The organism is Myxococcus virescens, from assembly GCF_900101905.1.
GTDB lineage: Bacteria > Myxococcota > Myxococcia > Myxococcales > Myxococcaceae > Myxococcus > Myxococcus virescens.
The window spans coordinates 58,390-77,008 of the sequence record NZ_FNAJ01000021.1 but is presented as its reverse complement, the minus strand read 5'-3'; the positions used below and the strand labels follow the sequence as shown (position 1 = coordinate 77,008).

The following is an 18,619-nucleotide window of genomic DNA, read 5'->3' as shown; positions in this document are numbered from 1 at the left end:
TCACACCACGCCGTAGCTTCCGAGCACCCGCAGGGTGACGCAGGCGGCCTGGGCCGCGGCCACCGCCTCGCGTACCCGCGGGTCCTCCAGCGCGCCGTCCACGTCCAGGCACCACACGTACTCCCAGGCGCGGCGCTGCGGACGGGACTCCAGCCGCGCCACGTTGAGGCCGCGCGAGGAGAAGGCGCTCATCACGCGGAACAGCGCGCCCGGCCCGTTCTCCACGGTGAAGGCCAGCGCCGTCTTCCGCCGCGTCCACGTCCGTTCGGGCGCGGGCCCCAGGGCGATGAAGCGCGTGAAGTTGTCCGGCGAGTCCTCCACGCCTTCCTCCAGCACGGCCAGGCCGTACAGGTCCGCGGACATGCGGCTGGCGATGGCAGCCGTGTGTGGAGGCCTCTCCTCCGCCACCTTCCGCGCGGCGATGGCGGTGTTCGCCTCCGGCAGCGGTGTGATGCCCCGCCGGCGCAGGTAGCCCGCGCACTGCGCCAGGGCCTGCGGGTGGGAGAGGGCCTGCTGGACGTCGTCCAGTGCCAGGCCCGGTGGGGCCAGCAGGCAGTGGCGGATGCGCAGGGACAGTTCGCCCGACGCCGGTACGTCATGCTCCAGCAGCAGGTCCACCGTCTCCGCCACGGGTCCGCCCAGCGAGCTTTCCACCGGCACGACGCCGCCGTGCACGCGGCCTTCGGCCACGGCTTCGAAGACGGCGCGGAAGGTGAGGCAGGGGACGGCATCCACGTCGGCGCCATGCAGCGCGCGCAGGGCCTCTTCTCCGTAGGCGCCAGGCTCGCCCTGGAAGGCGATGCGACGCGGCGACTCAGGCATGAGGCGCCTCCGCGCGCGCATACGTGCCCAGCACGCGCAGCGACGAGGTGAGCGGACGGATGTCGTCCAGCGCCGCCGTCACCGCCGCGGAGGCGGCGTGGCCCTCCACGTCCAGGTAGAAGCGGTACTGCCACGGCTGCCCTGGGATGGGACGCGACTCCAGCTTGCTCAGGTTCACGCCGCGCAGGGTGAGCCGCTGGAGCATCTCTCCCAACGTACCGGGCTTGTGCTCCAGCACCACCAGCAGGGACGTCTTGCACGGCACGCCGGGCGCCAGGGGCGTGGCCTCTCGGCCCACCTCCACGAAGCGCGTGTAGTCGAAGGCCGGCTGCAAATCGCTCGCGAGCACCTCCAGGCCGAAGCGCTGCGCCGCCGTCTCGCTGGCGATGGCCGCCACCGACGCGTCGTTGCGCTCGCGGACCTTCTGCGCCGCGCCGCCGGTGTCCACGTCCGGCACCGCGCGGGCCCAGGGCACCTTCTCCCGGAGGAACGTCTCGCACTGCGCCAGCGCCTGCGGATGGGACAGCACCTCCCGCAGGCCTTCCAGCTTCGCACCCGGCAGGCCCAGCAGGCGGTGGTCCACCTGGCTGACCAGCTCCGCGGTGATGACCACGCCGCCCTCGGCGAGCAGGTCATACGTCTCGTTCATGCTGCCCGCGGTGGTGTTCTCGATGGGCAGCAGCACCAGGTCCTGCTCGCCGCGGCGGAGCGCCTCCACGGCCTCGCGCGCATGGTCGAAGCCGGACAGCAGCACGCCGCCCGCGCGGTCCCCATAGCGGCGGCGCGCGGCCAGGTGGCTGTAGGAGCCCTCCACGCCAGGGTAGGCCACGCGCAGGGGCGTGGTGTCCAGGCGGGTGACGAGCTCGTGCTGCCGGGCCACGGACATGTCGATGAAGAGCCGCCAGATGCGCTCCACCTCGTGCGGGTCCAGGCCGTGCTCCGCGGCGCGGGTGCGGATGCGGCGCAGGAGCAGGTCCTCGCGGCGCTGGTCCCGGAAGGGCGCGGCGGCGGCCAGCTTCGCCCGGGCGACGTCGTCCGCCAGCGCCATCCGGCGGCGGAGGGCATCGAGGATCTCCTCGTCGATGCGCTCGATGGAGGTCCGGATGAGGTCGAGGTCGGGGAGGGTGGTCATCAGGAGGTTCCGAGGTTGCGCCACATGAGGTGGTGCGGGCCGATGCCGGGCAGGTCGAAGGGCTCGCCTCGCTGCGCGAAGCCCTGCGCGCGGTAGAATCCGGAGGCCGTCATCCGCGCGTTGCACCACACCTGGGAACCGCCCTGCCGCGCCGCATGCTCCATGCAGGCCTGCAGGAGGGCGGCGCCATGGCCGTGCCCACGCAGGGTGGCGTCCACCGCCATGCCTCGCAGGCGCCAGGCCGTGGTGGCGCGCAGCGCGTCCGGCGGCGGCTCCCGATACAGGGAGGCCACGCCCACCAGGCGGCCCTCCGTATAGACGCCCAGGTGGAGCGTGTCCGCGTCGTCATCCCCGGGATAGACGGCCATCTCCAGAGGCTGGTTGGGACGGAGGATGGCGTGGCGGAGGCCGCGCGTCTCCTGAGCCGGAATCTTGCGGATGTCAGTGGCACTCACGGCGCCGGAGTATGCCTTCGGGGGTGGCGCCCCACCAGCGTCACCGTACTACTTCGGTAGCACTGTCTTCCCCATCTTCAACACCTGCTTGAAGTGCGTGGCGGTGACGGGGGCCACGCTCAGCCGGCCGCGGGTGACGAGCGGAAAATCCTTCAGTGCGGCGGTGGCCTTGATGGTGGCCAGGTCCACCGGCTGCGTGAAGGGGACGACAGGCCCCATGAAGGTGGCGGCCCAGTCCTCATCGGGCACGGTGGAGTCTGGTCCCGGCGGCGTGAGCACCTGGGCCACACCCACCACGGCCTTGTCCTCATTGGAGTGGTAGTAGAGGCAGAGGTCCCCGGGCTTCATCGCCCGGATGTTGTTGCGCGCCTCGAAGTTGCGCACGCCGGTCCACTCCGTCTTCCCGTCCTTCTCCAGTTGGGCGTAGGCGTAGACGGAGGGCTCGCTCTTGATGAGCCAGTACTGTGGCTTGGCCATGGCGGCGCACCTTATTGTCCGAAACCGCGCGCGCCAAAGGAAAGAGGCCGGCGCCACGCGCGGGCGCCCGGCCTCTTTCGTTACATCCGGACTACGCCTGCTTCGCGACGCTGGTGGCCGCCGTCGCCGGCGCCTTGTTCGTGAGCAGCGCGCTGCTCGCGTACAACGCAAGGCCCACCACCGCGACCACCGCGGCCTCCATCTGCGTTGCGAAGGCCACGCCCATCAGGGTCATGGCGCCCGTGCCCATCGCGAACGACGCCGCCACCGCCCCAGCCGCCTTCCTCATCCGACCCTCCCCCGTTCTCGCGAACACATCACGCGTTGTGGAATTCATTGCCTCGCGCGAACTTCAATCCAAGACGCGTGCCAGCCTCCAGCCCCGGGAAGTGGGAAGCGGGAGGGGCCGCGGAGGGCAAAGTCGTTCCCTGTTCAGAGCAATGCCTGAAGAAAGCACCGGGTGCGACGCGGGTACGATGCCGGAAAAATTTCCTGAACCCCATGGGGTCTCCCAGGAGGGCACTTCGTAACCCACTGCGATCCAAGGGCTTTCCCTCCCTCCAGTACGTGGCACACGCGCTGCTAAGGCAACGCCGCCGGAAGCAACGTCCGGCTGCGGTAGGGCCGGGAGCGCGACACACGCTTTTGAGGGAGAGCTGACGATGGGCAAGACGAGCGCGGGGTTCTGGACGGTGTTGGGCGTGATGCTCCTGGGGGGCTGCGCGCACCAGCCGAAGGTGACGGTGGACAACACGGAGCAGCCCTACCGGATTGGCCGCGAGGACGTGCTGGACATCGCGGTGTGGCGTGACGCGGAGCTGTCCCGGACGCTGCCGGTTCGTCCGGATGGCTACATCTCCATGCCCATGGTGGGCGAGGTCCACGCCGCGGGCAAGACGCCCACGGAGCTGGCCGAATCCCTGAAGGAGGCCTTCCAGCCGTATGTGCAGGAGCCGCGCGTGACGGTGATTGTCCGCGAGGTGAACAGCAGCCGCGTGTTCGTCACCGGCGAAGTGGCCCACCCGGGCGCCTATCCGCTGCGCGGCCGCGTGTCACTGCTGCAGGCCATCGCGCTGGCGGGCGGCTTCACGGACTTCGCCAACTCGGACGGCATCGTGGTCATCCGCACCGACAGCAAGGGCGGACAGATTCCGGTGCGCTACAGCGACCTCATCTCTCCGGATGGTGGACACGAGGTCATGCTCCGGCCGGGTGACACCGTCGTCGTTCCGTGAGGGGTGGTGACGCAGTGGGCGTCGTGGACGTGGGCGGTGGTGGGCGTGCGGGACGGAGGGCGACGGTGAAGGGCAACTGGAAGAAGTGGCTACTCGCGGGCCTCCTGTTCGGTGCGCCTGCCGCGCAGGCCGCGACGGTATGGGAGCCCCGGCTTCGGCTGACGGCCGAGGAGCGGTTCGACGATGACCTGCGACTGGGCGGTGGCGGCGCCGGCCAGCTGATGACGAAGGTGACGCCGCGGCTGGGGCTGGAGGCGAAGGACGCGCGGCTCACGCTGGACAGCTTCTACGCGGCCGACCTGCTGATGCGGCATGGGTCGGGCAGGACGACGCTGGACCACCGGGGCGGTCTGGAGGCCCGGCACCAGGTGACGCGTCGCCTGCGGCTGGACACGGCGATTCGGGTGTTCCGCGTCACGGACCCCAGCTCGCTGCCGCGTGACGGCCTGGCGCGCTCCACGCTGCCCACGTTCTTCACGCAGGCGACGCTGGGCGTGACGAACCGCGTGGCGGAGCGGCTGGACGTGCGCGCGGGCTACCGCTTCGAGGCGGTGCGCATCATCGACGTGGGGCAGCGCGCGGGGTACGCGCACACGCCCTCCATCGAAGGCTGGTACCGCGCCACGCGCCGGCTCAGCCTGGGTTTGGAGTACCGGTACCAGGGCTTCCTCTATGAGGGGGCGCTGAGCCAGTCGCACGGCGCGGCGCTGGGGTTGCGGTATCGGCTGACGCGGCCTACCACCTTCACCGTCCGGGCGGGCCCCGTGCGGTACCTGGCGCCGGTGGGCCAGCAGGGTGGCTGGGTTCCGCGCGTGAACGTGGAGCTGCAGCGCGAAGGGGAGATGTTCGACGTGGGCGTGTCGATGGGACACGACCTGGTGGGCGCGAACGGCTTCACCAACGCGCTGTGGGCGGACTACGCGTCGGTGATGTTGGCGCGCCGGTTCACCCAGAAGTTCTCGCTTTTTGGCGCGGCCAGCTTCTTCCGCAACGGGCAGGCCCCGTCGCTGGACTGGGCCGTGTTCAGAGGAGCGCCGCGGGTGTCGCAGGGCTACGCGGTGAGTGGTGGTGTGGAGTACCGCATGGACCGGCGCCTGTCGGCGCAGGGTGCGGTGGATCGAATCGCTCAGGTTGGGCTGGCGGATTCGGCGAGCGCGGTGGACCTGACGCGCAATGTGTTCGCCGTCCGATTGGTGGTGACGCCTTGGTAGCTACAGCGCGTGGGATGGAGGAGGAGCGGAACATGGAGCGAGGGATGACGGCAGACCAGCTTCTGGGAGCCCTGTGGCGGCGCAAGGCCCTGGTCGGTGCCATCGCAGCAGTGGTCTTCGTGGTGGGCGCAGCCATCGTGATGACCCGGCCGAGCATGTACGAGGCTTCAGTGGTGGTCCGCGTGGAGCCGCAGCGGCCGGGTGAGGAGATGGTGCAGCGCACGGTGAGCGAAATCATCGAGCAGCGGCTGCTCACCGTTCGCCAGGAGCTGCTGGCGCGTCCGGTGCTTCAGAAGGCCATCGAGGAGATGAACCTCTATCCGGACATCGTTTCGGAGAAGGGCATGGAGTCCGCCGTCGCACAGATGCGCAAGGACCTCACGGTGCGCGTGGAGGGTGAGACGGCCTTCGAGCTCACCTACGCCAACCGCGACCCGCAGGTGGCGGCGCAGGTGGCCAACCGCCTGCCGACCATCTTCTCCGATGAGACGCTGAAGATTCGTCAGGCGCAGGCGGCGCGCGCCACCGACCTCTTCAACGAGGAGATGGTTCAGCTGGGCAAGGCGGTCAGCAACTGGGAGGCGAAGATCTCCCAGTTCAAGGTGGACCACCTGGGCGAGCTGCCCGAGCAGATGGAGATGAACATGCGCGGCCTGGAGCGCGTGTCGCACCAGCTCCAGACGAAGTCGGAGGAGCTGCGTGTCGCCGAGGGCCGCCGCTCCGACCTGGCCCGCGCGCGCAACGCGGTGGACAGCGAGGCCGGCCGGCTCGAGGCCGCGGAGAACGGGCTCACCCGTTCCCTGGTCAACGCTCGCACCACCTGGACGGAGGACCACCCGGAGGTGAAGCGACTTCAGACGGAGCTGGACGGCATGACGGCTCGCCGCAAGGAGGCCGAAGGGCGGCTGTGGGCCGAGCGCGCCGAGCGCACCCGCGTGGCCACGCTGATTGGCAACATCCAGCAGGAGATTCAGGACCTCCAGAAGCAGGCCGAGGCGTACCAGGGCCGGCTGAACAACACCCCGCGCTGGGCGCACGAGCTGGCGGTGATGAACCGCGACTACGAAATCGCGCGCACCAAGTACCAGAGCGTGGTGAGCCGCAAGGTGGAGGCGGAGATCGCGCAGGAGCTGGAGGCCAAGAGCGCCAAGAGCCTGTTCAACGTCATCTCCCCGGCGGGCGTGCCGGCGACCCCGGCCCGGCCGGACCGCATGGCGGGCATGCTCATCGTCTTCCTCCTGGCCCTGGGCTTGGGTGTGCTGACGGGGGCGGTGCTGGAGATGCGCGACGACAGCCTTCGCGATGGCACCGAGGTTCGCCAGCGCCTGACGCTGCCGGTGCTCGCGGTGGTCCCGGAAATGCAGGGCAAGACGGAGCGGCGGATTCTGATGCCGGCTTCGGGGGCTCGAAACAGCGTGTCTAACCCCACGTCGTTGAACTGAGTCGCGCCGGAAAAGGACGGAGGACGGACATGGATCAGACGATGGAGCGGGCGGGCAACTTCCTCCCCCGAGTGGATGACAACCCGACGGGCGGCAACGCGGTGGACCGCCGGGTGGTGACGCTGACGGCGCCGGCATCGGCCGCGGCGGAGCAATACCGGAGCCTTTATTACAGGCTCGAGCGGATGCGGGACCTGCGGCCGATGAAGGTCGTCGCGCTCACCTCGGCGATGCCCGGGGAAGGCAAGACGGTGACGAGCGTCAACCTGGCGCTCGCCGCGGCCCGGGCGAACCCGGAGCGCCGCATCCTGCTGGTGGATGCGGACCTGCGCCGGGGCGGCGTGGCGGCCACGCTGGGCATGCGCAACAAGACGGGCCTGGCGGAGCTGCTGGCGGGGGACTGTGAGGTGCGGGACGTGGTGCGGCGGTTCAACTCCACGCGCCTGGCCCTCATCCCCGCGGGCGTCACGCCCGAGGACACCGCGCAGGTGCTGGCGAGCGGCCGGATGAAGCAGTTCCTCAAGGCGGTGCGTGAGGGCTTCGACGAGGTCTACGTCGACATGCCGCCCACGCTGCCCTTCGCGGACGCGGCCATCCTGGGCCATCAGGCGGACGGCGTGCTGATGGTCATTCGCGCCAACGTGACGTCGGGCAAGGCGGTGCACCAGGCGGTGGAGAGCCTGGGCGGCGCGCCCATCGTCGGGTGTGTGCTGAATGGCGCGGAGGTCCACTCGGCGCCGTATCTGAAGAACTACGAGAAGCGGTAGCGGCGGGGGGCTTTGGTTCCGGTTCCCGCCTCCGGGTGACAGGGGGGCGGGGCCGGTGGTGGAAGAGGGTCGGGCGGGTAGGTTGGAGGGGCACGTGCTCCGCGTTTTTCACCATTATTTCTCTGCAAAGAAACTGACGTTCTTCCTCGCCGAGAGTTCGGCAATCGCGTTGGCCTGCGTGATGGGCGCGGCGGCCTGCGCGGCACTCTTCGCGCCTGAAGGGACACACACGCCGCTGTCGCAGCTGTGGCCCACGCTGCTGTGGATGGGCGCGGCGTTCGTCATCACCTTCCAGTTCACGCTGTATCTGTTGGATTTGTATGACCTCCGTGTGGCCGCGGAGGACCGGGTGCGGGGATACCGGTTCCTCAAGGCCGCGGGGGTCACGGCGATGGTGGCGGGCGGCGTCATGCTCGTCACCCCGCTGGTGGTGCCGATGCAGCTTCCGCCCGGCACGCTGCTGGGCGGAGCCATGGGGGCCCTGGCCGGGACGTTGATGGTGCGGGTGTCCATCCGCGCCCTGGTGGGAGCGCCGCACTCGGTGCTCATCGTCGGAGAAGGGCCCAAGGCGCGCGCGGTGGCCAGCGCGATTGAAGCGGGCGGGGAGGGCACCTACCGCATCGTGGGCCTGACGGACCCTCGCACCTCGGGCGAGGCGCTGGAGCAGACGGCGGCCCGGCTGAACGCGGCCTATGTGGTGCAGGCCGCGGATGACATGCGCGGGGCCAACTGGGTGGACGGCCTGCTGCGCTGCCGGCTCCAGGGCCGGCGGGTGTATGAGGCCACGGGCTTCTGCGAGCGGGTGCTGCGCCGGATTCCGGTGCAGTTCCTGAGGGCGAGCGACTTCGCCTTCGCGGACGAGCTCACCGTGTCCCCGCTGCGCCGCACGCTGAAGCGGGGCTTCGACATCGCGGTGGCATCCCTCCTGCTAATCCTGTCCGCGCCCTTCCTGTTGCTGGTCGCGGTGGCCATCAAGCTGGATTCGAAGGGACCCATCTTCTACCGGCAGGAAAGGACCGGGCTGTTCGGGAGCACGTATCACCTGTGGAAGTTCCGCAGCATGCGCACGGACGCGGAGAAGCATGGCGCGGTGTGGGCGAAGGCGAACGATGACCGTGTCACGCGGGTGGGCCGCTTCATCCGCCGCGCGCGCATCGACGAGATTCCCCAGGTCTTCAACATCCTGACGGGAGACATGAGTTTCGTGGGGCCCCGCCCCGAGAGGCCAGTGTTCGTCGAGCAGTTGAAGCAGCAGATTCCGTTCTACGGCCTGCGGGAGGCCGTCAAGCCAGGCCTGACGGGGTGGGCTCAGATTCGCTACCCCTACGGCGCGTCGGTGGAGGATGCGCGGAACAAGCTGGAGTTCGACCTGTACTACGTGAAGAACGGTTCGCTGTTCCTGGACGTGGGAATCATCTTCCACACCGTGAGGCATGTGCTTCTCGGTCGTGGGGCGCGGTAGGGCATTTCGCTTTCCCGGCTTCCGCTGTGGGAGGCCGGGAGGGGGGCTCGCCTGGGGAGGCGGGCTGGGGCGTCGTGGATGGGGGTAAGCGTCATGGTGGGAATGGACATGGAAGCGCCGCTGCCCGCGGAGTGGGCGGAGGCCCGTCGCAGGCTGGAGCTGGAGCGCCAGGGCAACGAGGTGCTGCAGGGGCAGGTGGACCGGCCGACGCGCATCGTCGCCATCGGCGGAGGCACGGGGTTGCCCATGGTGCTGCGCGGCCTGGCCCGGCGCGCGACACCGAAGGCCCGGGAGCCGGGCATCGACATCACCGCGGTGGTGGCCATGAGCGACGACGGCGGCAGTTCGGGCCGTCTGCGGCGCCAACACGGCGCGCTGCCTCCGGGCGACATCCGCAACTGCCTGGTGGCGCTGGCGGGTGGAAAGAACGCGCTCAAGGACGTCTTCCAGTTCCGCTTCGGCGGAGCGCGCGGCCTGGCGGGCCACGCGGTGGGCAACCTGCTCATCGCCGCGCTCGCGGAGCTGAAGGGGGACTTCATGGAGGCGGTGCGCATGTCCGGGGAGCTGCTGGGCGCCCGGGGCCACGTGCTGCCTTCCACGCTGGCGTCCGTGCAGCTGGTGGCGCAGATGCATGACGACACGGAGGTGGTGGGGGAGCGCAACATCTGCCGCGCGCACGGCCGGGTGCGCCGCGTCACGCTGAGTCCTCGCTCGCCGCCGCCCACCGAGGGCCTGCTGGAGGCCATCTACACGGCGGACCTCATCGCCATCGGCCCGGGCTCGCTGTACTCGAGCGTGCTGCCCAACCTGCTGGTGGACGGCGTGGCCCAGGCGCTCAAGGAGACGCGCGCGCTGAAAATCATGGTGGCCAACCTGATGACTCAGCCGGGGGAGACGGACGGCATGTCCTGTCTGGACCACGTGCAGGCCGTCACGGACCACGTGGGGCCGGTGCTGGACGCGGTGCTCGTCAACGGCACGCTGCCCACGGAAGAGGCGAACCGGCGCTATGCCCGTCGCGGCTCGTTCGTGGTGTCAGCCAACCCGCGGGACTTGATTGGCGCGGGCGTGGTGCCGGTGCAGGCGGACCTGCTCAAGGCAGGGTCCAGGATTCGACATGACAGCCGCAAGGTCGCCGCCTGCCTGCTGAAGATGGCCCGCAGCGGGTTGTAGCCGCGAACCTCCATCACCACCTTGGGCACCCGACACCTCATGGAAGCAAGAGACCTTTCTGCCTCGCCGCGCGTCACCGAAGTGACGGGACGCGCGGCCTTCATGTCCCTGGAGTCCGAGTGGAACGCGCTCGTGGAGGCCACCTCCAACGAGCTGTTCTACCGGCATGAGTTCATCCGCATCTGGATGGACAACTTCGTACCCGGTGTGAATCCGCGCGTGCTGACGCTGCGGGACGCGGATGGGAGCCTTGGCGCGGTGCTCCCGCTGTGGGAGGAGCGCACGACACTGCTGGGTGTACCGGCGCGGCAGCTGTCCGCGGCGGCCAACGCCCACTCCTGCCGATTCGACCTGGTGGCGAAGGAACCGGAGGTCGCCGCGGCGGCCTTCGTGTCCCACCTGCGCTCGGCCGGCGGCTGGGATGTGCTGCGGCTCACGGATGTCCCCGACGGTGGGGCCGCCTGGCGGCTGCATGCGGTGGCGCGCGAGTCCGGCCTGCCCGTGGGCGAGTGGGAGTCCCTGCGCTCCCCGTATGTGCCGCTGCCGGCGTCCCGCGATGCCTTGCAGAAGACATTGCAGTCGAAGTTCAAGGCCAACTGCCGTCGCCGCCGCCGCAAGCTGGAGGAGAAGGGCCAGCTCACCTTCGAGCGGGTGGACAGCGGGCTCGGCCTGGAGGGCGCGCTGGAGGAAGGCTTCCTGCTGGAGCAGAGCGGCTGGAAGGGCGCGCGCGGCACGGCCATGGCGCAGGATGCGCGCACGCGCGGCTTCTACACGGAGCTGGCGCGGGACTCCGCCTATCGCCAGCGGCTGGCGCTGTATTTCCTGCGGCTGGACGGCCGGCCGGTGGCGTTCCAGTACGGCCTGGAATACGGCGGGCGCTACTTCCTGCTGAAGCCCGGTTACGACGAAAGCCTGCGTGAGTGCAGCCCGGGCCAGCTCCTGGTGGATGAGGTCATCGGGGCCTGCATCGACCGGGGCCTGCACGAGTTCGACTTCCTGGGGCCCGACATGGTGTGGAAGCGCGACTGGACGAACGAGGTCCGGCGCCACACCTGGCTCTACGTGTTCAATGACTCCCCCTTCGGCCAGGCGCTGTGTGCGGCCAAGTTCCGGTGGGGGCCCGCGGTGAAAGAGGTGGTGTCGCGATGGAGACGATGAAGCACTCTGGCCGGCTGTTCGTGCCGTCACTGCCCACGCTGTGGCCGCACATGCTGCTGTCTCGGCCGAAGCCCGGCGCGCTGCCGCCGTTCTCCTCGCCCAACGTCCGCTACTTCTACTTCGCCCGCAACGCCATCTGGCTGACGGTGAAGATGCTGGGGCTGGATTCGGGCGAGGTGTTGATGCCCGCCTACCACCACGGCGTGGAGGTGGAGGCCCTGGTGGACGCCGGCGCCACGCCGCGCTTCTACCGCGTGGGCAGCCGCTGGGACGTGGACCTGGACGACGTGGCCCGGCGCATCGGCCCGAAGACGCGGGCCCTGTACCTGACGCACTACGCGGGCTTCCCGGGCCCCGTCGCGGAGATGCGCAAGCTGGCGGACCAGCACGGCCTCATCCTCATCGAGGACTGCGCGCTGTCGCTGCTGTCCTCCGACGGAACGGTGCCCCTGGGGACGACGGGAGACGTGGGCATTTTCTGCCTCTACAAGACGCTTCCGGTTCCCAATGGGGGCGCGCTGGTCGTCAACGGCCCGCGCCAGTACAGCCTTCCGGAGCCGCCCGCGCCGCCGTCCGTGTCCACCTTCAGCCACACGGTGTCCGCGCTGCTGCAGAACCTGGAGCTGCGCGGCGGCCTGGCCGGCCGGGCCCTGCGCAGCGCCGTGCGCGCGCTGGGGCATGGCACCGTGAAGGCGGCCAGCATCGAGCGCGTGGCCACGGGGACGCAGCACTTCGACCGCAAGCACGTGGACCTGGGCATGAGCCCGCTGACGAAGCGGATTGCCCTGGCCCAGGACCTGGAATCCATCGTCGAGCAGCGGCGCCGCAACTACTTCTTCCTGCTGGGCCGGCTGCGCGACATCTCCGCGCCGCTGTTCAACCAGCTTCCGCCGGGCGCGTGCCCGCTATTCTACCCGCTGGTGGTGCAGGACAAGGCGGAGGTGCTGGCGCGGCTGCGCGTGCAGGGCATCGACGCCATCGACTTCTGGAAGCGCTTCCACCCGGCCTGTGACGCATCGGCCTTCCCGGAGGTGGCGCAGCTGCGTCGCTCCATCGTGGAGATTCCGTGCCACCAGGACCTGACGCCGGAGGTCATGGCGGACGTGGCGCAGGCGGTGCGCGAGGCCGTGAAGTCGGACCACCGGTCGAAGAAGCGCGCGGGGTGAAGTTCATTCGGGGAACAGGGAGGGGCGGCTGCCCCTCCGGGAGGACGGGCGTTGATTCGGGAGGATGAGCTGTCGCAGGGAGCGTGGGCCGCGCACCCGTTGGAGGTAGGCGCCGTGGGCAGCCTCTCCACGCTGGCGGGGATGCGGGAGGAATGGGCCGCGCTGATGGATGCGAGCGACGCGGGGCCCTTCAACGCCTGGGAGTGGGTGTACCCGTGGTGCCGGCGCATCGCCACGGGCCGGCGCCCGCTGGTGCTGACCGCGCGCGACGCGGCGGGCACGCTGGTGGGCCTGATGCCGCTGGGCGTCGAGTACCTGGGCGTCACTGGCATCCCGGTGCGGCGGCTGAGCTTCCTGGGGGAGACACACGTCGGCAGCGACTACCTGGACGTCGTGGCGCGGCGGGGCCGTGAGCGCGAGGTGGCCGGCGCCTTCGCGCGGATGCTGCACGCGCTGCGCGACGAATGGGACGTGTTGGATTTGTCGGACCTGCGCGAGGACTCGCCCACCGTGGACGTGCTCCGGGAGACCTTCGCCAGGCCGGACGTCCGCGTGGCGCCGCGCTACGTGTGCCCGTATGACACGCTGACGCCGGGCGAGCCCTTCGACGCGTTCCTCAAGCGCACCGGACGCCGCGACAACTTCCTGCGGCGGCGCAAGTGGCTGGCGAAGCAGGAGGGCTACCGCATCGAGCGCACGGACGCCCCGGGCGAGCTGGCGGCGCCGCTGACGGACTTCTTCCGCCTGCACTCGGCGCGGTGGGCCGCGGATGGGGGCTCGCAGGGCATCAAGGGCTCGGGCGTGGAGGCGTTCCACCGAGATGCCACGCAGTTCCTGGCGGAGCGGGGCCGGCTGCGCCTCTACACGATGAAGGTGGGCGGCCAGGCCGTGGCGTCGGTGTACGGCATCCTCCACCGCGACACCTTCGTGTACTTCCAGTCCGGTTATGACCCGGCGTGGCGCAATCGCAGCGTGGGCCTGGTGCTGGTGGGCGAGACGTTCCGCGACGCGATGGAGGCCGGCCTGACGGAGTACGACTTCCTCCGGGGCACCGAGACGTACAAGTCCGATTGGGTATCCAAGCAGCGGCGCACGCTGTCCGTGCGGGTCCATGCCGGGACGTGGGAGGGACGCTGGTTCTCCCAGTCCGAATCCCTGGCGCGCCTGCTGCGCAACGGCGCCAAGGCGGCGATGCCGGACACGCTGGTGGAGAAGGTACGGCGCTTCCGCCGTCGGCGGGCCGCGGTGCACTGAGCATCGAAAACGCCAGCGGCGCCTGCCTCGACCACTCCGGGTGGTTGGGGCGGCGCCGCCGGTGAGGGCAGGGGGCTGGGCGTCAGGGCATGCCGCCAGCGACCTCCGCGCGAAGCTGGGCAATCGCAGGGCCGAGCTGCGGCGGCTGCATGTTGCGCGGCACCTCCACGGAGAAGCGCTCGAAGTGGGCCAGCGCGGCGGCCTTGTCGCCGCGGCGCAGGGCGAGGCTGCCCAGGAAGATGAGCGCCTCCTGTGCGTCCGGCCAGGTGTCCACCAGTTCCGTCAGCTCCGCCTCGGCGCCGGCCATGTCGCCCTGGGTGGCGCGAAGCACGCCGCGGTGGACCTTCAGCTCGACGTTGAAGGGGTCCGCCGCCAGGCCCTTCGCGGTGACCTTCACGGCCTCGTCGAACTGCTGACGGCGGATGAGCTCGTGGCTCAGCAGCGCCGCCGCGTCCACATCCCCGGCGTTGGCGTTCAGCCGCGCGCGAGCCTCCTGCATCTCCGGGCCTTCCTGCATCTGCTCGTCCATGCCCGCGCCCTGCTGCTGCGCGGCGGCGCCGCCCGGGGGCATGCGGCCGGTGGCCTCCATGCCGTCGGTGCGCGTCTGCTGCTCGGAGACGAGCAGGTAGCCCAGCCCACCAAAGAACACCACGATGCCCGCGCCCCACAGCGCGCCCACCAACTGCGGATTGCGAGACGCCCACCCGGTGGGGACCGGAGCCTGGGGGCGGGGGCGGACGCCCTCGCTGGAGGCCTTGCGCTTGAGGTGCTCGTCCTTCGCGCGCAGCGCCCCGGCGGCTTCGCGCTCCAGGCGGGACTTCTCGGCGGCATACTGCTCGGCGCTCTGGTTGTGCTTCTCCGCTTCCAGCGCGCGGAGCTGGTCGATGAGGGACTGCGCGCGCTGGGTCAGGTCATCGAGCACGCCGTCGCGGGGCTCGGCCGACGCCAGGGAGCCCTTGCGGCGCTGAAAGAGGATCCAGCCCGCCGCCAACACGAAGGTGACGGCGAGCACGATGATTCCGGGCAACCAATTCGTCGTCTGCGGCTGCATGGCCTGGCGCTCCTAGCGCTCGAGCTCCCGGCGCACGGCCTGGAGGTACGGGTCTTCTTCATCCACTGGAGGCGTTCCAGCGGGCGCGGCCGGGGCCGCCGTTTCTTCCGAAGTCGTGGCCGCGGGCGGGGCCTGCTCCGGGGTGCCCGCGCCGCGCTGGAGCTGCCGCCAGATGACGAAGGCGCCCACGGCGACGAGCCCCACCGGGCCCAGCCACACGAACCAGTTGAAGCCTTCCGCGCGGGGGGACAGCAGCACCCACTCACCGTAGCGGGCGACGAAGTACTCGACGATTTCGGCGTCGCTCTTCCCCTCGGAGACGAGCTCGCGAATCATGTCGAGCTGGGCACGCGCCATGGAGGACGGGCTGTCCGCCACGGACAGTCCCTGGCACACGGCGCACCGGAGCTGCTTGCCCAGCGTCTGGGCACGCGCCTCCAGCTCCGGCGCGAGCGGGTCACTTCCCGCCTGCTGGGGCGCGAACTGGCCGGTGACGAGCGTGAAGGCGAGGGACAGGGACAGGAGGGCAGCGGTCATCGAAGCTCCATCGAGCCGTCCCTACCTAGCGCCCCAGGCCGTGATTGGACAGTGAAACCTGAGCGGCGAGGGGCTGGCCCGCCGCCCGGCCCGCTGTGCCTACATGGCCGCTTTGGGGTTCAACTGCGCCTGGGCGGCTGCCCGGTGCTCTGGCAGGCCGGTGGTCAGCGCGAAGAGGGCGTAGCCGGCGGGTGAAGCCGCGAGCAGTTCCACACAGTGGTCGCCCAGGCGGTCTGGGACTTGCCCGCCCGCCTTCACATAGGCGTCCACGGTGGCCTCGAACACGGCGTCCACGCCGAGCATCTTCTGGAAGACGAAGTCGCGCGCCGGGTCTCCTACCTTCGCGGTCGTCCAATCGAGGACGCCGGTGATGGTGTCGTCCGGCGCCAGCAGGACATGGGCGGGGTACATCTCCCCATGCGTCAGCGTGACGAAGCGGGGCCAGTAGGAGTCGTCGCCCAACCAGCGCTCCCAACGCTGGAGGAGGGCGGGCGCCACGTCGAAGGCCTGCTTGATGCGGGCGATGTCGGAGGCCCAGTTGGCGCGGACCTGGTCGGGCGTCTCGACGATGAGGCCCGCTCGCCGGGCATCCTCGACGTCGATGGCATGCATCCGGGCCAGGAGCTGGCCGAACTGGCGGGCATAGACGGGGGACTCGCGGTCGAAGTGCCACACGGGCTCACCCGAGGCGGGGTCCAGCGTCAGCCCGGGCCTGCCCGGTAGCGCCGGATAGGCGATGAGGTCCCGGTGGGCGACCTGCCACCTGGGCACCGCCACGCCGAGCCGAGGACCGATGAAGTCGAGAATCTTCTTCTCGTCCGGGAGCTTCGCGGAGACGTCTTCACGCCGGGGGATGCGGAGGACCCACGGAGTGTCTTCGACGTCGCGCGCCATCACGACGCGATAGTCCAGTCCGGCCTCGTTGACCGACAGGGTGTCGGGTTTGAGCTTCAGTCCGTGGTTGCCGGCGAGCTCGACAAGCTGGGGGGCATCGTTCGGGGCGGAGGGCATCCAGGGCGTCCTTTCAGGCCTGCACGGTCATCACGCTGGCCGCGCGGGCCACGACTTGAGGGGGAGCACGGCCGCCGGGGAGACGGGCTCCGGCGAGCCATGCGTGAGGCGCCCCGACCCGGCCTGGGCACGCTTCCTGACATCGCGGCCGGGAATCAGAAGCGCCCGTCCACCAGCAGTCCCCCGGAGTTCGGGCCGAAGACAGGCGTCAGGCGGGCCTGGATGACGTATGGCCGCTTTCGTGGGCCTGGGGCTGGCGCGGGGACATCCGACAGGCCCAATTCCTGGCGAAGGCGTTTGTTGTGGCCATCCGCCAGTTCGCGGGCCTCGCTGGAGGCGATGGGATGGGGGTTGTAGAAGATGCCCCACCCCAGCAACCCTGCTCCCACCAGGCTCACGCCCATTCCCACGAGGAACATGTTCCGCTTCCGGTCGCCAGCCGCGAAGTTGCGGTCGATGCAGGCCGAGAAGTCGGGGCCGAGCTCGCAGTCTTCGGACTGAGCGCCTGGTGTGGCGATGCCGTAGACGAGCCCGCCAACCATCACGACTCCCCCGACGATCTTCAGGGCGAGCTTGGTGGCGCTTCTCGACTGATACTCCGCAACGAGGTCGTCTCGGCCGAGCTTCTGATAGAACGCCTCGCCCTCCAGTGGCTTCTTGTATTTCCCCTCATACGGGACGGTCCATCGGCTCGGCGGGCTCCTGACGGCCAGTGGCGAATACGACAGCGTCACGGCGATGTATTCATCGAACCCGATGTGCCGGAGCTCATATTGCTCCAGCGCTTCTTCTCGGCTGAGGGTTGGGCCGCTCTCGGCGATGGGGGCGGGGCTTTCCGCCTCTTCGTTCGCGAGCGTAGGAGTGGTGGTCAGGAGGGCAATGATTGCCACGAATCGGAGCATGAGCGCGCGCTTCATATGGGAAGTGCCACGACGACTGCAAGGTCATGGCCTGACGTGCTTGCCTGCCGCGACGTGCGAGGATTTTCCTCGGTGAACAGGTCCTGAAAGGCTCGGTGGGGCGCCTCCACCGTTTCCGGCTATGGTCCGCCCCGAGATGACGACCGAACCCTCGGAGCCGCTGCACCTGCCGGAGTACCTTCCCGCGTTGGACGGGCTGCGCGGCGTGGCGGTGCTGATGGTGGTTGCCTATCACTCACTGACAGGGCTGCGCAGCGCGTCGCTGGGCTCACTCTTCCAGGTGGGCTGGGCGGGCGTGGACCTCTTCTTCGTCCTCTCTGGCTTCCTGATTACGCGCATCCTCGTGCAGACGCGTGAGCGTGGAGGCTACTTCCGTACCTTCTACGCGCGGCGGGCGCTGCGCATCTGGCCCCTGTACTTCCTGGTGCTGGCCTTCTCCTTTGGCGTCATGGGGCGGCTGCTGCCGGCCCTGGCCTTCGATACCCAGCGCTATCCCTGGGTGACCTACGCGCTGTACCTCCAGAACCTTTGGATGACGGACTTCGGTCCCGCGCCCATCAACGTGACGTGGTCCCTGGCCATCGAGGAGCAGTTCTACCTGGTGTGGCCGCTGCTCGTGTTCTTCCTCCGGAACGGGCAGCTCCGCGCGCTCCTGTGGGCGTGCGTGCTGCTGTCCCCCGTGGCGCGCCTCGCGGCCCTGTGGGAGGGCGCGGCGCCCATCCAGGTCTACACCTTCACGCTGTTCCGTCTGGATGGATTGGCGCTCGGTGGATTGTTGGCGCTGGGCGTGGTGGATGGCCGCGCCACGGCGGACGGCCTGTCACGGTGGGGCGCGCGGCTCGCGGTGCCCGCGTTGCTCGTGGCCTGCGGGTTGTCCCTCGTCTTCTTCGGCCAGGGCGCCGCCATTCACATGGCAACGGCGCTTACGGGGCCGGGCGGCCCGCAGGTCCGCGTGCTGCTGGTTGCGGGCCTGTACACGCTTTGGGCGGTGGGCTTCGCCAGCCTGCTGGGGTGGGTGCTCTCCGGGCGCGCGCGGGTGCTCCAGGCTGTGTTGCAATGGCGGCCCCTGCGCTTCGTCGGGCAGGTGAGCTACGGGCTCTACCTGTTCCATGCGCTCGTCATCCCCGCCGGCGGCCATTACACGCGGCCGCTGTTCTACCGCTTCATTCCTTCGACGTTTGTCGCTACCGCGGTGGGCATCCTGTTCGAGTACGCGGTGCTGCTGGCGCTCACGCTCGTTTCGTGGCGCTTCTTCGAGAAGCCCTTGCTGCGTCTCAAGGACCGATTCACGCATCCGGAAGCCGCGGGGAAGGCCGTGGCTCCCACGGCTTGAGGGCTGGCGCCAG

At 69.8% G+C, this 18,619-nt stretch carries 19 protein-coding genes; 10 read left to right on the top strand and 9 right to left on the bottom strand.

The window, feature by feature from the left end; all coding sequences use genetic code 11:
- From pheA to BLU09_RS34205, 5 genes are all read right to left on the bottom strand, one after another.
- Positions 1-822 (bottom strand): prephenate dehydratase, encoded by an 822-nt coding sequence (gene pheA, locus BLU09_RS34225; protein ID WP_090495149.1) that lies wholly within the window; start codon positions 820-822, stop codon positions 1-3.
- Positions 815-1,954 (bottom strand): bifunctional chorismate mutase/prephenate dehydratase, encoded by a 1,140-nt coding sequence (locus tag BLU09_RS34220; protein WP_090495146.1) that lies wholly within the window; start codon positions 1,952-1,954, stop codon positions 815-817. The genes pheA and BLU09_RS34220 overlap by 8 nt, the downstream gene beginning before the upstream one ends.
- Positions 1,954-2,409 carry a GNAT family N-acetyltransferase gene (locus BLU09_RS34215; protein WP_090495143.1) on the bottom strand — a complete coding sequence of 152 codons (456 nt, stop codon included), beginning with the start codon at positions 2,407-2,409 and terminating at the stop codon, positions 1,954-1,956. The genes BLU09_RS34220 and BLU09_RS34215 overlap by 1 nt, the downstream gene beginning before the upstream one ends.
- A gap of 48 nt (positions 2,410-2,457) precedes the next feature.
- A complete protein-coding gene (locus BLU09_RS34210) occupies positions 2,458-2,886 on the bottom strand; it encodes an EVE domain-containing protein (protein WP_011553268.1) in 429 nt (142 codons plus the stop codon).
- A 91-nt stretch (positions 2,887-2,977) separates the two neighbouring features.
- Positions 2,978-3,175 carry a hypothetical protein gene (locus tag BLU09_RS34205; RefSeq protein WP_225888882.1) on the bottom strand — a complete coding sequence of 66 codons (198 nt, stop codon included), beginning with the start codon at positions 3,173-3,175 and terminating at the stop codon, positions 2,978-2,980.
- A 373-nt stretch (positions 3,176-3,548) separates the two neighbouring features.
- On the opposite strand from BLU09_RS34205, the gene BLU09_RS34200 reads away from it, so the two are divergent.
- From BLU09_RS34200 to BLU09_RS34160, 9 genes are all read left to right on the top strand, one after another.
- On the top strand, positions 3,549-4,121 hold the full coding sequence (locus BLU09_RS34200) for a polysaccharide biosynthesis/export family protein (protein ID WP_090495137.1): 573 nt from the start codon (positions 3,549-3,551) through the stop codon (positions 4,119-4,121).
- A gap of 14 nt (positions 4,122-4,135) precedes the next feature.
- Positions 4,136-5,332, top strand: coding sequence for a porin family protein (locus BLU09_RS34195; protein ID WP_244172279.1), 1,197 nt, complete (start codon positions 4,136-4,138; stop codon positions 5,330-5,332).
- Between the two features lie 14 nt (positions 5,333-5,346).
- Positions 5,347-6,774: a GumC family protein gene (locus BLU09_RS34190; protein ID WP_090495133.1), complete on the top strand. Its 1,428-nt coding sequence runs from the start codon at positions 5,347-5,349 to the stop codon at positions 6,772-6,774.
- A gap of 29 nt (positions 6,775-6,803) precedes the next feature.
- A complete protein-coding gene (locus BLU09_RS34185) occupies positions 6,804-7,541 on the top strand; it encodes a CpsD/CapB family tyrosine-protein kinase (RefSeq protein ID WP_090495130.1) in 738 nt (245 codons plus the stop codon).
- A gap of 94 nt (positions 7,542-7,635) precedes the next feature.
- A complete protein-coding gene (gene exoE / locus BLU09_RS34180) occupies positions 7,636-9,003 on the top strand; it encodes a polyisoprenyl-phosphate hexose-1-phosphate transferase ExoE (protein ID WP_090495235.1) in 1,368 nt (455 codons plus the stop codon).
- Positions 9,004-9,096: 93 nt separating this feature from the next.
- The gene (locus BLU09_RS34175; protein WP_090495127.1) at positions 9,097-10,176 is read left to right on the top strand and encodes a gluconeogenesis factor YvcK family protein; all 1,080 of its coding nucleotides are present in this window, start codon (positions 9,097-9,099) and stop codon (positions 10,174-10,176) included.
- Between the two features lie 39 nt (positions 10,177-10,215).
- Positions 10,216-11,334, top strand: a complete 1,119-nt coding sequence (locus tag BLU09_RS34170) for a GNAT family N-acetyltransferase (RefSeq protein ID WP_167371218.1) — start codon at positions 10,216-10,218, stop codon at positions 11,332-11,334.
- Positions 11,331-12,500 (top strand): DegT/DnrJ/EryC1/StrS family aminotransferase, encoded by a 1,170-nt coding sequence (locus BLU09_RS34165; protein ID WP_090495122.1) that lies wholly within the window; start codon positions 11,331-11,333, stop codon positions 12,498-12,500. Before BLU09_RS34170 ends, BLU09_RS34165 begins: the two co-directional genes overlap by 4 nt.
- 51 nt (positions 12,501-12,551) lie before the next feature.
- Positions 12,552-13,754 carry a GNAT family N-acetyltransferase gene (locus BLU09_RS34160; protein ID WP_090495120.1) on the top strand — a complete coding sequence of 401 codons (1,203 nt, stop codon included), beginning with the start codon at positions 12,552-12,554 and terminating at the stop codon, positions 13,752-13,754.
- Positions 13,755-13,836: 82 nt separating this feature from the next.
- Here the strand turns inward: BLU09_RS34160 and BLU09_RS34155 are convergent, their stop codons facing one another.
- The 4 genes from BLU09_RS34155 to BLU09_RS34140 all read right to left on the bottom strand — a co-directional run bounded on the left by BLU09_RS34155 (position 13,837) and on the right by BLU09_RS34140 (position 17,270).
- Positions 13,837-14,805, bottom strand: coding sequence for a tetratricopeptide repeat protein (locus BLU09_RS34155; protein ID WP_090495117.1), 969 nt, complete (start codon positions 14,803-14,805; stop codon positions 13,837-13,839).
- A gap of 12 nt (positions 14,806-14,817) precedes the next feature.
- The gene (locus tag BLU09_RS34150) at positions 14,818-15,342 is read right to left on the bottom strand and encodes a cytochrome c-type biogenesis protein (RefSeq protein WP_090495115.1); all 525 of its coding nucleotides are present in this window, start codon (positions 15,340-15,342) and stop codon (positions 14,818-14,820) included.
- A gap of 99 nt (positions 15,343-15,441) precedes the next feature.
- Positions 15,442-16,353, bottom strand: coding sequence for a macrolide 2'-phosphotransferase (locus BLU09_RS34145; RefSeq protein ID WP_090495112.1), 912 nt, complete (start codon positions 16,351-16,353; stop codon positions 15,442-15,444).
- Between the two features lie 155 nt (positions 16,354-16,508).
- On the bottom strand, positions 16,509-17,270 hold the full coding sequence (locus tag BLU09_RS34140; protein WP_090495110.1) for a hypothetical protein: 762 nt from the start codon (positions 17,268-17,270) through the stop codon (positions 16,509-16,511).
- A gap of 139 nt (positions 17,271-17,409) precedes the next feature.
- Here BLU09_RS34140 and BLU09_RS34135 point away from each other — a divergent pair, with 139 nt between their 5' ends.
- Positions 17,410-18,606, top strand: coding sequence for an acyltransferase family protein (locus BLU09_RS34135; RefSeq protein ID WP_244172278.1), 1,197 nt, complete (start codon positions 17,410-17,412; stop codon positions 18,604-18,606).
- Positions 18,607-18,619: the final 13 nt, after the last annotated feature.